General features: G+C 32.7%; 13 protein-coding genes. 8 read left to right on the forward strand and 5 right to left on the reverse strand.

What is annotated here, in order from left to right; translation table 11 throughout:
- Window positions 1-163: 163 nt before the first annotated feature.
- Window positions 164-3,631: a S8 family serine peptidase gene (locus ABNT61_RS11610; protein ID WP_348743338.1), complete on the reverse strand. Its 3,468-nt coding sequence runs from the start codon at window positions 3,629-3,631 to the stop codon at window positions 164-166.
- Between the two features lie 198 nt (window positions 3,632-3,829).
- Between ABNT61_RS11610 and ABNT61_RS11615 the strand changes: the two genes are divergently transcribed.
- The 6 genes from ABNT61_RS11615 to ABNT61_RS11640 all read left to right on the forward strand — a co-directional run bounded on the left by ABNT61_RS11615 (window position 3,830) and on the right by ABNT61_RS11640 (window position 10,565).
- Window positions 3,830-5,491 (forward strand): ABC transporter ATP-binding protein, encoded by a 1,662-nt coding sequence (locus ABNT61_RS11615; RefSeq protein WP_348743339.1) that lies wholly within the window; start codon window positions 3,830-3,832, stop codon window positions 5,489-5,491.
- Between the two features lie 61 nt (window positions 5,492-5,552).
- Window positions 5,553-6,569: a sugar nucleotidyltransferase gene (locus ABNT61_RS11620; protein ID WP_348741300.1), complete on the forward strand. Its 1,017-nt coding sequence runs from the start codon at window positions 5,553-5,555 to the stop codon at window positions 6,567-6,569.
- Window positions 6,508-7,527, forward strand: coding sequence for a hypothetical protein (locus tag ABNT61_RS11625; protein ID WP_348741299.1), 1,020 nt, complete (start codon window positions 6,508-6,510; stop codon window positions 7,525-7,527). The genes ABNT61_RS11620 and ABNT61_RS11625 overlap by 62 nt, the downstream gene beginning before the upstream one ends.
- Window positions 7,528-7,530: 3 nt before the next feature.
- Entirely contained in the window at window positions 7,531-8,298 is a 768-nt protein-coding gene (locus tag ABNT61_RS11630; protein WP_348741298.1) for a DUF4292 domain-containing protein, read from the forward strand.
- A gap of 26 nt (window positions 8,299-8,324) precedes the next feature.
- Window positions 8,325-9,506: a murein hydrolase activator EnvC family protein gene (locus ABNT61_RS11635; protein WP_348741297.1), complete on the forward strand. Its 1,182-nt coding sequence runs from the start codon at window positions 8,325-8,327 to the stop codon at window positions 9,504-9,506.
- Entirely contained in the window at window positions 9,507-10,565 is a 1,059-nt protein-coding gene (locus tag ABNT61_RS11640; protein WP_348724694.1) for an AI-2E family transporter, read from the forward strand.
- Here the strand turns inward: ABNT61_RS11640 and ABNT61_RS11645 are convergent.
- Both ABNT61_RS11645 and ABNT61_RS11650 read right to left on the reverse strand, forming a co-directional pair.
- Window positions 10,543-11,055: an acyl-CoA thioesterase gene (locus ABNT61_RS11645; RefSeq protein WP_348710867.1), complete on the reverse strand. Its 513-nt coding sequence runs from the start codon at window positions 11,053-11,055 to the stop codon at window positions 10,543-10,545. The two genes, ABNT61_RS11640 and ABNT61_RS11645, sit on opposite strands and share 23 nt — an antisense overlap.
- A 99-nt stretch (window positions 11,056-11,154) precedes the next feature.
- The gene (locus ABNT61_RS11650) at window positions 11,155-12,072 is read right to left on the reverse strand and encodes an SPOR domain-containing protein (RefSeq protein ID WP_348741296.1); all 918 of its coding nucleotides are present in this window, start codon (window positions 12,070-12,072) and stop codon (window positions 11,155-11,157) included.
- A 98-nt stretch (window positions 12,073-12,170) separates the two neighbouring features.
- On the opposite strand from ABNT61_RS11650, the gene dprA reads away from it, so the two are divergent.
- Window positions 12,171-13,268 (forward strand): DNA-processing protein DprA, encoded by a 1,098-nt coding sequence (dprA, locus tag ABNT61_RS11655; RefSeq protein WP_348741536.1) that lies wholly within the window; start codon window positions 12,171-12,173, stop codon window positions 13,266-13,268.
- 1 nt (window position 13,269) lies between these two features.
- Here dprA and ABNT61_RS11660 read toward each other — a convergent pair whose 3' ends face one another.
- Complete coding sequence (locus tag ABNT61_RS11660) at window positions 13,270-14,190, reverse strand: hypothetical protein (protein ID WP_348743340.1); 921 nt, start codon at window positions 14,188-14,190, stop codon at window positions 13,270-13,272.
- A gap of 105 nt (window positions 14,191-14,295) precedes the next feature.
- On the opposite strand from ABNT61_RS11660, the gene ABNT61_RS11665 reads away from it, so the two are divergent.
- Window positions 14,296-15,333: a hypothetical protein gene (locus tag ABNT61_RS11665; RefSeq protein ID WP_348710864.1), complete on the forward strand. Its 1,038-nt coding sequence runs from the start codon at window positions 14,296-14,298 to the stop codon at window positions 15,331-15,333.
- Between the two features lie 26 nt (window positions 15,334-15,359).
- Here ABNT61_RS11665 and ABNT61_RS11670 read toward each other — a convergent pair whose 3' ends face one another.
- Complete coding sequence (locus ABNT61_RS11670) at window positions 15,360-16,076, reverse strand: DUF6503 family protein (protein WP_348743341.1); 717 nt, start codon at window positions 16,074-16,076, stop codon at window positions 15,360-15,362.
- Between the last annotated feature and the right edge of the window lie 23 nt (window positions 16,077-16,099).

Genomic DNA, 16,099 nt, shown 5'->3' on the forward strand with positions numbered 1-16,099 from the left:
CATAATTTAACACTTTTGTTAAATTTTTGTATGAATTGCAGGTTTTTGTTAAATTTTATGTTAAAAAAGTATTACAAATTGCAAATATCAGCACAATAAAAAAAGCAAAAACCCGAGCAATTGCTCGGGTTTTTCTTTGGTTTAAGTAAAAATTGAAGGGTTTCTATCTTTTAACCAATTTAGTGTTGAATAATTTTTGTCCGTCATTAACTTCTAAGATATACATACCTAGACCAAGTTGCGAAACATTAATTCTATTATTAGTTAACTCTCCAGATTGAACAGTTTGACCAATTGTATTTATAATTCTATAAGAAGTTAATCCAACATTTCTATTACTAGATCTTACTTGAATTACATCTTTAGCTGGGTTTGGATATGCTACAAAGCTAGTCGCAGCTTCATTTCCTAACACGTCAGCATTTGTATTATTAAACGTAGTAAATAAGCTAGACGTAGAAGAAGTAATATTAATTGTATAGTCTTCTACTTCACCGTCTCCAAAGTTCTCACAAGCCGTTTGAGCAGCGTTATACTTCATAGATACACGCATTCTAGTTTGACCTAAAGTAGCATTAGAAGGAACGTTTACAGTAGCTGATAAGTTATTTGCACTAGAAGAAGATCCAGAAACTACTTTTTCACTATCTGCGAAAGTACCATCTTGGTTAAAGTCAATCCATACTGCCCAGTGCTCTGTATAAGAAGAACCACTAAATCCAGCACTTACAATCATAGTATTAGTACTTCCTTGCGCTAAGTTTCCTACTTGAGCAGTAAAGTCAGAATATCCGCTTCCTGCACCAGTAGCATTAGATATTCCACCTAACTCAACGTTATCAATCCACTCATAAGTAGTTCTGCTTCCGCTAGAAGTACAATATGTTGGAGCTGGGTTATCACTAGAAGTAGTGAATGTAACCGATCCTGCGTTAGAAACGTTTCCAGCAGCATCTTGAGCTCTTACGTTAATTGTATAAGAAGTACCTGCAGTTAAACCTGTAAGGTTAGCAGAAGTTCCTGTAACGGTTCCTAAACTAGAAGATCCTTGGAATACTTCATATCCAGTAACACCTACATTATCAGTAGAAGCATTCCAGCTTACTGTAGCTGTAGTTTGCGTAATACTTGAAGCTTGAACATTAGATGGTGCTGAAGGTGCTTGAGTATCAGATCCTGCATCAACAGCAGTAACTTCGATATCATCAATTGCAACATCACTTCTCCATCCATTTCCTGTTGTACCAACTAATCTTAACTTGATTGTTGATCCTACGTAACTATTTAAATTAACAGAAACTGAATTCCATTGGTTTCCTTGGTTTCCTGATTGAGTCCAAACATTTGTCCAAGTTGATCCATCATTAGTAGAAACTTGAGCTGTTAAAGATCCCATGTTAGTTCCATACATGTGGTTTTTGAATGCAAATGTAGCCTCAGACTTTCCAGATAAATCGAAACATCCACTTTCTAAAATTGCTGTAGCGTTGTTTCCAATTTGTCCTGGACTATTATTAGTTGAAGCTTCTAAGAACATATAGAAAGACCCATCTGCTCCTGAACTTGGTCCAGTAGTTGAAGAAGGTGTTCCTCCACTATCTCTTACCCAATCTCCGTCATCTCCAGAAACTTGAGTCCATCCGTCATTATTTTCAAAGCTTTCAGCATATGGTAAAGATTCACATGCAGCAGGTGCAGCAGTAGTGAATGAAGTTGTAGAACTATAAGACGAGTTTGTTCCGTTTGGACACTTACTACGTACTTGTACTTCATATTGAGTACCGGCAGTTAACCCAGATAAAGTTGAAGAAGTTCCAGTTACTGCATTTACAGTCCATGAACCTCCAACTGGACGATGTCTAACATCATAAGTAGTTCCAGCAACAGCTGACCAGTTTACAGTAGCTCCTGTTTGAGAAACTCCAGTTACACCAACTCCTGTTGGAGTAGTTGCGTTACAAACTGCAGGTGTACCAGTTACACCAGTTACAATTAAAGAGAATGCTTGGCTTCCTCCTACTAAAGAACCTTTGTTAGTTACAGTAATTGTATAAGAACCAGAAGCTCCGTTAATATCAACTCTTTCATAAGGATCAACATTATTATCTTGTTGAGCACTTGTAGTAGGACCTGTTAACTTATATGGGAAATAAGTTGTTCCTCCTTTAGTTACTCTAATATCTAAATCATTTACTAAAACTGGAGTAGTAGAGTTTACAGTACTATTAGCAGTACCTGGTCTATCTGTCCAAGAAATAGAAGCTAATAATGGACTTGTTCCATCAGAATCAACAGTAATTGTGTAAGATTGACCACTATTTAAAGTTAATTCTTCAATCTTAGAACCATTTCCATTAGCTGTAATAGTTTCAGCAGCTCTCTTAGTGTTTAATAATCCCCATCCGAAAACAGCATCTGGTCCAGAAGCACCAGCGTCATCAGCAGTATGAAGAGCTAAACCTTTTAATGTAGCAGCTCTCATTAAACCACCACTATTTAAGTTTCCGTAGTGTTGTTGTAATAATAATAACGATCCAGCAACGTTTGGAGATGCCATAGAAGTACCTGTGATAGAATTATAAGCACTATCACTATTATCATAAGTTGAATAAACTCCAGTACCATTACCAGTAATATCCGGTTTAATACGCATATCATCAGTTGGTCCTTCACTACTTGAACTATTGATAGAAACAGAAACTAAATTTCCATTTGCATCAATGTTAGCATCTTGAGCATTTGCAACTACTAAGTTATTCTTAGAAGTTGAGTGTCCAGTTAACTTATCCCATCCAGATCCACCAGTTGGGTTTTGGTTAGCTGTATTATCATTTCCATCGTTACCAGCAGCAACAACCATTAAATAGTTTGGAGCATTAAATAAGATTTCATCCCAATCACGAGATTCATCGATATATCCTCCAAAATAGTTTTGTGGTAATTGTACTTGTCCAAATTGATTTCTGAAAGCAAAACCGTAAGAGTGGTTAGAAATAATCATTCCGTTACCAGTCTCTGTAGTTGCCTCAGACTTATCATTATTCCAGTCAGCCGTTCTTGCTTTTGCATGAGGTGCCATACCTTTTGCATTCGCAACAACTCCAGAAGCAACAATTGTTCCTGTAACGTGCTGAGCATGGAAACTGTTTCCGTTTAATGTAGAACCGTCAATTGTAGTAACACGATTATTTCCACCAGCACCATCAAATTCTTGGTGAGTGTTACGTGTTCCACCACCATCCCATACGTTGGCAGTTAATCCTTGTCCCATTAAATTTAATCCTAAAGATCCTCCTGAATGTAAGTGATCTGTTCTTGTTGATTTTGCAGCATCAACATTAAAAGTAGTGTAATAGATTGGCTTTCCATTAACTACTCTTTGAAGTTCCATAAAAGTTCCATCTTCTCTTTTGATAGTTGTTTTCCAACCTTTTTGTTGAGCAATTCTAATTGCTTCTTTCTTTTGAAGATTTTCCTTTGTTTTTAAATTCTTTTGAATTGATTGAAGCTTTACCAAATCGTATTCACTACGAATTTTTTGGATCTGCTCCTCGCTTTGTGCAAAGGTGTTGCTACCTAGAAATAGCAAACCAGCAGAAAGCAGTAACTTTGCAGTGTACTTGTTTCTCATTGTGAAGGGTTATTTTGAGTTAAATAAAACTTAAAGCCGTTTCACATTAAAAAATGTTAAAACAAACCTTAAAATTTTGTTAATAGTGTGCCAAATATAATTTTTTTTTACTTACAGCAAAATAATTGTTTGATTTCATACAGATTTTTAGAACATCTTATATATTAGTTGAATTATATGTAATCTTAAAGTTAATTAATGCTAATCCTTAAAGATTTTTCCGTTTCTATTAAAAATAAACCCATCCTTAAAAACGTGTCTTTTACCGTTCAACCCAATAGTATTCTTGGGCTGGTGGGAGAAAGCGGAAGTGGAAAATCAATTACTTCTTTGAGTATTATGGGATTACTTCCCAAAGCAGAAATTTCGACTGATGGATCCATAAAATTCGAAGAAAAAAATATTTTAAATTTTAGTGATAAAGATTTTCTGAGAGTTAGAGGAAATGAAATTTCTATGATTTTTCAAGAACCAATGACCTCTTTGAACCCAAGTTTAACTTGTGGTTATCAGTTATACGAAGTATTTAAAAATCACACAAAACTATCGAAAACTGAAATCAAGGATGAAATCATAAGTCTTTTTGAGAAGGTAAAACTTCCTAGGCCAGAAGCAATTTATAAATCGTATCCGCATCAAATAAGTGGCGGTCAGAAACAGCGCGTTATGATCGCTATGGCAATTGCATTAAAACCAAAGCTTTTAATAGCTGACGAACCCACAACTGCCCTTGATGTAACTGTTCAAAAAGAAATAATTCATCTGTTAAAGACACTGCAACAAGAAACAAAAATGAGTGTTCTTTTTATTTCTCATGATCTGAATTTGGTTAGCGAAATTGCTGACGATGTCGTAGTGATGAAAAAAGGGAAAGTAATAGAATACGCAAATGCAAAAAATATCTTTAACAGTCCGAAACAGGATTACACACGTGCCTTAATTAACTCTAGACCAAATCCTAATAAACGATTTAATAAACTACCCACTGTTGAAGATTTTATAAATGACTCTGTTGATTTCAGTATTGAAGCATCAGAAGAACGAGAAAAATATCATCAAGAGATTTACAATAAGCCTCCATTATTAAAAATCAAAAACTTAAAAAAAGAGTTTATTACAAAACGTTATTTATTTGGGAATTCATCTTCTGTAAAAGCAGTTAATGATGTTACTTTTTCTATTTATGAAGGAGAAACATTAGGACTAGTTGGTGAATCTGGTTGTGGAAAAACAACGTTAGGAAGAACCATTTTACAACTAGAGAAAGCAACTTCGGGACAAATAATCTACAAAGGCAAAGACATTACTTCATTAAATAAAAGCGATCTGAAATCATTACGAAAAGAGATTCAAATTATATTTCAAGATCCATTTTCATCCTTAAACCCTAGAATACCTGTTGGTGAAGCTATAATTGAACCGATGAAGGTTCATAATATTCTTTCATCTTACAAAGAACGAAAAGAATATGTTTTAGAAATACTTGAAAAAGTTGGTTTGGAAGCTCAACATTTTTATCGTTTTCCTCATGAGTTCTCAGGCGGACAAAGACAACGAATCGGTATTGCTCGAACTATAGCCTTGCAACCAAAATTTATCATTTGTGATGAATCCGTTTCGGCTTTGGACGTTTCAGTACAAGCTCAAGTCATAAATTTATTGAATACTCTTAAAAAAGACTATGGTTTTACCTACCTGTTTATTTCACATGATTTATCTGTAGTTAAGTACATGTCTGACAATGTAGTAGTGATGAACCAAGGAAAAATAGAAGAAATAGGTGAAGCGGACGAACTTTACAAAAACCCAAAAACACTGTATACTAGAACTTTAATAGAGGCTGTACCAAAAGATATATAACTTTTTCATTACGCCTAATTATATAGTATATTGCATCACTGAAAAACAAAAGAAAGAATTAATGAAAATTATTGTTCCTATGGCCGGTGTTGGTTCTAGATTAAGACCACACACTTTAACAACTCCTAAACCTTTAACTGTTATTGCTGGAAAGACTATCGTTCAGCGATTAGTTGAAGATATTAGTAAAGTAATTGATCAGAAAATTGATGAAATTGCTTTTGTTATTGGGCCTGCAAAAAAAGGATTTCCGTCTGACACAAAAGACAAATTAATTGAAATTGCAAAAGGATTAGGAGCAAAAGGATCAGTTTACGTTCAAGAAGAAGCTTTAGGAACAGCGCATGCTATTTATTGTGCTAAAGAATCATTAAGCGGGCCTTGTGTAGTGGCTTATGCTGATACTTTATTTAAAGCAGATTTTACATTAGATACAAATGCTGATGGTGCTATTTGGGTTAAACAAGTTGAAGATCCTAGTGCTTTTGGTGTTGTTAAATTAGAAGAAGGTTTTATTACTGACTTTATAGAAAAGCCAAAAGATTTTGTTTCTGATTTAGCTATCATCGGAATTTATTATTTTAAAGACGGAAATAAACTTAAAGAAGAAATTCAATATTTAATTGATAACGACTTAAAAGAAAACAACGAGTATCAATTAACAAATGTTTTAGAATCTTTAAAGCAACAAGGTGCTAAATTTATACCTGGAAAAGTAAATGCTTGGATGGATTGTGGTAAAAAAGATCCAACAGTAGATACAAATAAACAAGTACTTGGGTTTGAAAAAGCAGATGGAAATAACTTAGTGTCTTCGGATGTAGTTTTAGAAAACTCTGAAATTATCCAACCTTGTTACATTGGAAAAAATGTAGTTATAAAGAACTCAAAAATTGGTCCTTATGTATCAATTGGAGAGAATAGTGTAGTAGAAAATGCTACAATTACCAACTCATTAATCCAAACTAATGTTCAAATTAGTAATGCTAGTTTTGACAATGCCATGATTGGTAATTATGCAAAATATAACGGAAAATTTACCTCTATCAGTATCGGTGATTATACAGAGCTTATATAACATAAAAAACAAATTCAACTTAAACACCAATGTTTATTATTGGTGTTTGTTGCTGTTTTTTATTGCTCACTTTTCATTTGGTCAAGATAGTATTGTTTTAGAGTCGAGTATCAGCGAGAAGAAAATGATCAAATTTGAAGAACATTTCTTTGAAGCCATTACTCAAAAAGCAATAGATAATTACGAAAATGCTATTGATAATTTAGAAGAATGCAACGAAATTCTTCCGAATAACAAAGCTGTTTTATTCGAGTTGTCTAAAAACTATTATTACCTCAATAAATTTCCCGAAGCTTTAATATATGGCGATAAAGCCTTGAAATTAGAACAAGATAACGTTTGGATTCTTGAGCATATCGTAAATATTCATAAGAAGAACAGAAATTTTGATGATGCTATTATTGTTCAGCAAAAAATAGCCGAAAAACACCCGAAGAAAAAGCGCGCCTTAGTTTTCTTGTATTTACAAAACAACAATAGAAGTGCTGCAATGGAAGTGATGAATCAACTTGCAGAAGCAAAAATGTTAGATTCAAGATTACGTTCGCTTCGAAAACGTATGCAAAACATAGCTAAAAAAGCATCGAATTCTACTGCTGTAAAGACAAATAGTAACGGTAAAAAAGATTTAAAAATGCTTTTTGAAAAAGAAAAGTCTTTTTCCGTGCTTACCGATTTACTTGCTGAACTTGACAAGGAAGACAATGAGCTTTTATTAAATTATAGTGAGCGAGGAATGTCTCTCTTTCCTGCTCAACCTATAGTGTATTTAATGAATGGAAAAGCGTTAAATAAAAACAAACAATTTAAAAAAGCTATTGAAAGTTTACAAAATGGTATTGATTTTGTGATTGATGATAAATCATTAGAAAAGCGTTTTTATACTGAACTAATTAAAGCATATAAAGCTTTAGGAGACACTAAAAACGTAAATAAATATCAAAAAAAACGTAAATAACACATGAAGTTATATCGCTATCTTTTAGTTGGATTACTTGCTTTTGCATCATGTAAATCCTCTAAAACAGCTACAGAAGGCACTGGTGTAGTTGAAGAAATGTCTTCTAAAAAAATCATTAGAAAGCACAACAATAATAAGTTTCCAAAAACTATAGATGCTAAGCTTAAAGTAAATTACAAAGACGCCAAAGAAAGTCTTGGTTTCTCTGTAAAAATGAAAATGGTTAAAGACGAAGTTATTTGGTTAAAGGGAACTAAAATCATCACAATTTTTAAAGCTAAAATTACTCCTGAAAAAGTAAGCTTCTATTCTCCTTATAAAAAGAATTATTTCGAAGGAGATTTTGCAATGCTCAAGAAATTACTTGGAGTAGATATCAATTTTACACAGTTACAAAACTTGCTTCTTGGTCAGGCAATTTATAATTTGAAAAAAACTAAGCAAGAAGTAGAAATAGCAGACAATGCTTACAAGTTATTTCCAAAAAATCAATTGTCTCTTTTTGATATTTTTTACCACATAAACCCTGCTCATTTTAAAGTGGACAAACAGTATGTAGTAAACTCTTTAAAAAATCAACGATTAGATGTTTTTTATCCTAGTTATATAGAAAAGAACGACTACTTGTATCCGGAAAAAATTCAAATCAAAGCCAAAGAAAAAAATAAATTTACTAATATTGATTTAAACTTACGTTCAGTTGAGTTTAATAAAAAGCTAGTAATGCCATTTAAAATACCGTCAGGTTATAAAGAAATTGAACTATAGTGAAACGTCTTTTTTACATATCTTTTTTGAGTTTTCTCTTTTTAGGAGTGTCAGTACATGGACAATCTAGAAAAGAGCTAGAAAAGCGCCGTAAAAAGCTGAATAAGGAAATCAAAAAGATTAATAACTTACTTTTTGAAACCAACAAGGAGAAAACAAACGCTTTAGACGATTTAAAAGATTTAAGTCAAAAAATTACTGTTCGTGAGCGCTTAATAGAAACTATTGAGTTAGAAAATGAAACACTATCTAAGGAAATAGCTCTAAATGAAAAGAAAATTGAGCAAAATAATCTTGAGCTTGCCAATTTAAAAGCCGATTACGGTGCAATGGTTTTTAAATCATACAAAAGTAAATCGCAACAAAGTAAGACCATGTTTTTACTGTCTTCTGAAAACTTTTTACAAGCCTACAAGCGAATAAAATATATTGAGCAATACAAGAGTTTTAGAAAAAAACAAGGACAGCGTGTTATTGCCAAAACCGCAGAAATTAAAAAACTGAATGATTCTTTAACCAAAAGAAAGAATCAGAAAAAGATTTTAATAAATACAGAGAAGACTCAGAAGAAAAAAATTGAAAACGAAAAAGAAGAGCAAGAAACTCTTGTAACTAAAATAAAAACACAAGAAGGAAAGTATAAAAAGCAACTTCAGAAGAAAATACGTGAAGAAAAAGCCGTTGCTAAAAAGATAGATAAAGCCATTAGAGCAGCCATTGCGAAAGCCAATAAAGGTAAAAAAGGAAAAGCCAAAAAAGGAGAGTTATTATTAAGTAAAGCAGAAAAAGCTTTAAAAGCCAACTTCGAGCAAAATAAAGGAAACTTACCATGGCCATTAGACGGTGTTGTAACACGAAAATTTGGTGTGCAACCTCATCCAACTTTTAAATCGATTACCATTAACAGTACAGGACTTCATATTCGTGGGAAACAAGGAGATGTTGCTAAAAGTATCTTTAATGGTAAAGTGTTAAGTATAACGAAGTCAGATAAAGGAACTAGAAGTGTTATGATTCAGCATGGAGATTATATCACAACTTATTCTAACCTGAGAGAAGTCTTTGTTAAAAAAGGACAAACCATAACTACTGGAACTTCTGTAGGAAAAATATTTACCGATCGAATCACAGGTAAAACAGATCTAGTTTTTGTACTTTTCAAAAACACAAATCGTTTAAACCCATCTGACTGGATAAGAGCTAACTAAATGAATAAAGCGTCAAATTTTATAATTGTAACAATCGCAGTTATTGCTGTGCTTGTTATTGGAAAAGGAATTTTAATTCCGTTTATTTTTGCATTAATTTTTTGGTTTTTTACTCGTGAAATTCGAAAAAGTATTTATAAAATTCCATTTGCCAAACGATTTATTCCTAAATGGTTAAGTAACGTTATTGTATTTACTTTAATCATCCTGGCTTTTGGTTTCGTTTCTGAAATTATTACCAATAGTGTAACTGACGTTACTAATTCTTATGATAAATACGAGCCTAACGTAGAAAAGATTATTACCGATTTAGGTAATTATTTGAATGTAGATATTATGACTTCCATAAAATCCGTTGTTGGAGACTTTAATTACGGATCTGTTTTAGGCGATATTGCTAATGGTGTAAGTGGTTTATTAGGAGATACATTTATGATTATCATCTACGCTCTTTTCTTGTTTTTAGAAGAGAAAAGCTTCACCAAAAAGCTATACATGATTCTAACGAATGGGAATAATTATGATAGTGTAAAATCAATGATTGATAAGATTGAAGATTCTATTTCAAACTACATTCGTTTAAAAACATACGTTAGTTTATTGACGGGAATATTGAGTTACTTCGTACTTCTCTTTGTTGGAATTGACAGTGCGCCATTTTGGGCATTTCTTATCTTTTTATTGAATTACATTCCAACTGTAGGATCTTTAGTAGGAACATTATTTCCAGCAATTTTTAGCTTATTACAATTCGGTGAGTTTACTCCGTTTTTAATTATTGCTATTGCCGTTGGTGCAATTCAGGTTGTAGTTGGTAATATTATCGAACCACGATTATTCGGTAAATCACTAAACTTAAGTCCACTAGTTACCATTCTTTCCTTAGCTGTTTGGGGAAAAATATGGGGAATTACAGGAATGGTCCTTTCTGTACCAATTACGGTAATAATGATTATCGTGTTCTCTCAATTCGAAAAAACACGAGCTATTGCAATAATGTTATCTGAAAATGGTGAAATCGATAAAATAAGCCGTTCTAACCAACAAACAAAGCTTTAAGCTCTGTAGCTTCATTTGGAGTCATTTTACCTGCTAAAACCAAGCTTAATTGCTTTCTGCGCAGTGCTCCTTCGTATCGTTCTTTTTCTAAATCCGTTTCTGGTTCAATTTGCGCGATAGGTACAGGCTTTCCTGTTTCGTCTACGGCCACGAAAGTGTAAATCCCTTCGTTTACTTTTGTTTTTTCTCCAGACTGACGATCTTCAATCCAAACGTCAACGAAAACTTCCATTGATGATCGGAAAGCTCTAGAAACTTTTGCTTCAAGAGTAACTACACTTCCTACTGGAACAGATTTTGTAAAAGCCACATGGTTTACAGAAGCCGTTACAACAATTCTTCTTGAATGTCTTCTTGCAGCAATACTACAAGCTCTATCCATTCTTGCTAATAACTCTCCACCAAAAAGATTATCTAAGTAGTTTGTTTCTCCTGGTAAAACTAAATCGGTAAGTACAGTTAATGACTCTTTAGGATGCTTTGCTCTCATCAATAATAATTTCAATAATTACTTTGGGCAAAGATAGACAATGCTCTTTTAAAGAGCTAACAAGAAGTCGTATTAAAAATAGAGAAAAGTTTATTCTTCTTATTCTTCGTTTACTAGAATCCAAGCATCAGCAGAAACCTCATTTCTTACTGTTTCAATTGCTTCATCTGCAGCTTCTTTACTTGCGTAACTTCCCACAGATACTTGAGTAAGTCCCCATTGGTTTCTACCTAAGATTTTAGCATCTTCATAACCTTTCGCCTTTAATTGCTTAATTTTCTTCTCAGCATTTTTCTCTAACTGAAAAGCTCCAGCAATAATGTGGACTAAGTTATTTTCTTTTGCAACATTAAGACTAACCGTTGGAAGTTGATCGTCAATTACAAATGTTGCCTTTTGAATTTTTTGCTCAATAGCATCTTGCTCTTTAGCAAACTCTTGAAGTTTGTTGTTTTGATTGTACTGATTTGCACCCAAAACTCCAGCAATTAAAATCGCAGCACCAGCAGCATACTTTAAGAAATTTCCTGCTCCTGCAACTTTTTTATCTTCTTCGTTCGAAGGAGTTAACACTTTCACTTTTGGGTCTACTACAACCTCTTCCTGTGGAATCTTTGTAAGATCAGAAACCTCAGCCAAACCAAATGAATTCAAGTCAAAATTCACTTTTCCACTTGGCTCAAAATTTAATTGATTTTCATCATTTGTTGTTAATGTACCTAAACCATCAATTACAAGAGCATTAGACTCTAATTGGTTTTTCCACTCAGCAACAACTTTAGCCACTTTATCATTGGCTTCATTAAATGAAATCTTTTCAATTGAAGCTACATGATTTACGAATAATCCATCATTATGATTTAGCTGTGCGTTAAATGATACTCTTTTTGCAGGAGGATAAATTACCTCTCCTTCAATAGTTGCTCCAATCTTATTGGCAATAAAACCACCAAATCCCGGAACTATCACACAATCATAACGATATAATAAATCTTGTATATAGCTTTTCAATGTCATAACTACAAAGTTAGTTTTTTTGTTTGTCATTTCAAAAAACCAAAGTCCAATTTATCAAACAAAAAAGTTGTACTTTCGCTATGCTATTAAAAAAGAACATGCTAGAAGAAGAATTATTTGCAGTACTCAAACTGCAAGCTACACCTAATGTGGGTGACATTATTGCTAAAAAATTAATTCGTGTTATTGGCTCTGCTGAACAGATTTTTAAAGAGAAAAAATCGTCTCTTTTAAAAATTGATGGAATCGGGGAGTTTGTTGTGAAACAACTTCAAAACATTGAGATTATAGAACAGGCAGAACATGAAATGAATTACATTCAAAAAGGAGCTATTAAATACACTTATTTTCTTGATGAAAATTATCCCAGTAGATTAAAACATTGTGTTGATGGGCCTTTGTTATTGTTTTATGATGGAAACGTAAACTGGAATCAAGAAAAGATAATTTCTATTGTAGGAACTAGAAACTTAACTAATTATGGAAGGTCTTTTTGTAATGATTTAGTCGAACACTTGGCTGCATATAATCCAATAATTGTAAGTGGTTTTGCTTATGGAACTGATATTTGTGCTCATAAAGCCGCAATTGAAAACAACCTACAAACTTTTGCTGTTTTGGCTCACGGGCTAGATGATTTGTATCCTAAAGTCCATAAGAAATATATGCGGAGTGTAATGGAAAATGGTGGATTTCTAACAGAGTTTTGGCATAAAGAAAAACCGTTTCGTGAAAACTTCTTGAAGCGAAATCGGATTGTAGCTGGAATTTCACAAGCAACAATTATAATCGAATCGGCTGAAAAAGGAGGTTCTTTGGTAACTGCCGATATTGCCAATTCATACAATAGAGATGTTTTTGCTTTACCAGGAAGATTTGATGATGCCTACAGTAAAGGCTGCAACAATTTAATCAAGAACAATCAAGCACATTTACTGAATTCTCCTGATGATATTGTAAAAATGTTGAACTGGGATGTTCCACAACAACAAGAAATTATTCAACCCAAACTATTTATTGATTTAAACCTTGAAGAGCAAAAAATCTACGATTATTTGCAAAACAACGGCAAGCAGTTATTGGATGTTATTGCAATGGACTGCGAGATTCCTGTATACAAATTGTCATCTGTATTAATTCAAATGGAACTAAAAGGAGCTGTAAAATCTCTACCAGGAAAAATGTTTGAAGTTTAACCTACTCAATCATCAAATTTATAGGTAAATTATACTTGACTTTTACTCGTCGATTATCATTTTCTCCAGGAATGAATTGAGGAAGTTTCATCAATATTGATCGCACTTCTTCTTTTAATTTTGGATGAGGAGCTCTTACTCTTATTTTTTCAACATTACCAAAACTATCTATTACAATTTGGGTGAAGATTTTCCTTTTTCCAGGAGATAATCCAAGATTTTGATATGACTCGGCATGAAGTTTTTTAACTAGAAATTCCTTAATTTTTCTTTCAAAATTATCCTCCCAAGATTCATTAGCTCTTTTAACAACTCCTTTAAATCTTGGAACTTTATCAATAAGTGAAAAATAATGAGGTTCGTCATATTCTTCAAGAACTGGTTCACCTGTGACTTCAACTATAATTCCCGTAGTTTTAGGTGGTGGAGGTAGTGCTCCTAAAACTGTTATAGTGTTATCATTTTCTGGTATTTTGATATTCTTTTCATTCTTCTTTATAGTTGAATCCATTTGTATAATTGAGAACAAACCGTCTATGGTTTTATCAGTTGTTTCCATAGAATCTTTCACAATTATTTTCTCAATTTTCTGAGTTTTACCTTCAGTTTTACAACTCAGCAAACTGGTTCCCATTACCACTAAAACTATTAAAATAAACATCTTTTGAAAGGATAATTCTCTTTCAAAAATGGTATTAGGTAATTCAACAACTATACTATCCAATTGCTTTTTATAAAAATGACCGCATACTCGTTTGCCCTGATTTTGTTGCAAGTATTCCTGAATTTGTTCAGGTGATTTTTTAGTGAAATCAATAACTGTTTTAGCACAGGATTTACAAAAACGTCCTTTCTCAACAGAAGTCATTTCTTTCCAATTCTCATGACAAGGTTCTGGAATGCTAATTTTATAGTTTTTCATAGTAGTGTAGTTTTCCTTTACAGGAAACAAATTCTATTCCAAAAATCTTCGTTTAAATGCTTACATTTGAAAAAAGACCCACTCATGCATTCCGAAGAAAAGTTAATGTCGAAGAAGAAACCTGCGTTTCCAATCAATCATTTTTTAAATGAATATTTGATTGAACACAGCAGGAACATTAAAATCCCAATTTTTTATGAAGACTTACTACGATTTCAAGGATCTGTAGTAGTGTACGATAAAAATGACGAAGATACACTTTGGGTTCGTGTATATTATTCAGACTTCGATCGAGAAGAAATAGATTTGAGTTTAAAAAAGGTCTACAATATTTTACACTCCAACGGAAATGAAGACAATATTCAGTATTTAAACATTGATGCTGTTGACTATTGTACCTTCGGAAATTCTAAACCATTTCGTGTAAAAGTTCGTAATGTTTTAAATGACAACTACACCTATTTTTACGTAAAGAAAACCGATGCTTCTCGTGTTTATGGCTTAGAACTCGAACATATTTTATCTCCTTATAACTTGAACTTCTTAGTATATAAAGACACACTTATTGAAGAGCACATTGCTGGAATTCCTGGAGATACATTTATTAAAGAGATTTTACCCAATTGCTCGGAACCTGAAAAATCACAAATTGCAAAAGAGTTTGTAAAGTTTAACGAACGTTGTATGATTCGTTTGCTAGGAGATATGCGTTCTTACAATTATGTAATTGTTCCTACGCATGATTTTGATAGTGTTGTTTATAAAATCAGAGCAATAGATTTTGACCAACAATGTTTTGAAGGAAAATTTAAAGTGTATTATCCGCAATTCTTCAAGGAAAATTTTCCAATGGTGAAATTAGTAGGAGAGAAGCTTTTAGAAAATTCCATAGAGCAATATAAAATGGAGGAAAGATCTATTGTTGCTAAACGTATTTTGTCATCTGAAGATCGTATTGACGAATTAGTTTTCTGTATGAAAAACGATGAGATTTCAACAAATGACAACATCGAAAAGTTAAAAATGCAGGTCTACGAATTTACCCGTGATATTTCTTTTAAAAAGAGTAAAAATATGGGTGAAGTTTTAGAAAGTGCCCTAGATTTTGTTCGTAGAAATTATGAAGATGTTTCTACACGATAGTTCACTTATTTAATGCACTTATTCGACTATAAACTTTTTAGAATAATATCACTTCCAGCATACGTGTCATCTAACTCTCTCCAATGTCTTATCCTTGGAATTTTAATATCATCTGATATTTGAAATTCTCCTTCAAAAACTAATCGTTCACCTTTGGTTGGATCATCTGGAAAAACCATTTCTAGTCCTATAATTTTATCGCTTTTTTTAGCAATAAAAACATTCCAATGTTTAGAGAATAGTGGTTTATTAAAAATAACATTCAACTTGTATGATTCTTCTTTATTGAAGGTAGTTTCTACCACATCTTTGGAAACTATAACTCCGTCCGATTGCAACGACATTGGTAATCCTAATAAAACATTATAAAACCTTTGATATCCAGTATTTCTTTCAGGTTGTAATCGGTATTTTTTAACTAAAAGTGAATCGGTTTCCACTTGATCATTCAGATAGGTAAGTAGCCTTCCATCTTTTTGAACAATGTGAGTAGAAATATGCTCGTCTCTATTTCTTTTCAACTCAAAAGAATTTTCACGATTATTCATTTTCACTTCTGAAAATCGTTTTGCATTTCCAACTCGTGGCTCTTGAATGTAAATTGAAAAACTAGCTTTTTCCCAATTACCATTTGGGTCGTGAATACCAATACTTTTTGCTAATATTTCACTTGAAGTAGGAAGTTGTTCTTTCGCCTGACAACCTAAAAAAACAATAGTCAAAAGGAAAAAAAAGTATCTCATAACATGTCGATTAGTTCTTTATA

This window comes from Tenacibaculum sp. 190524A05c (assembly GCF_964036595.1).
Classification (GTDB): Bacteria; Bacteroidota; Bacteroidia; order Flavobacteriales; family Flavobacteriaceae; genus Polaribacter; species Polaribacter platacis.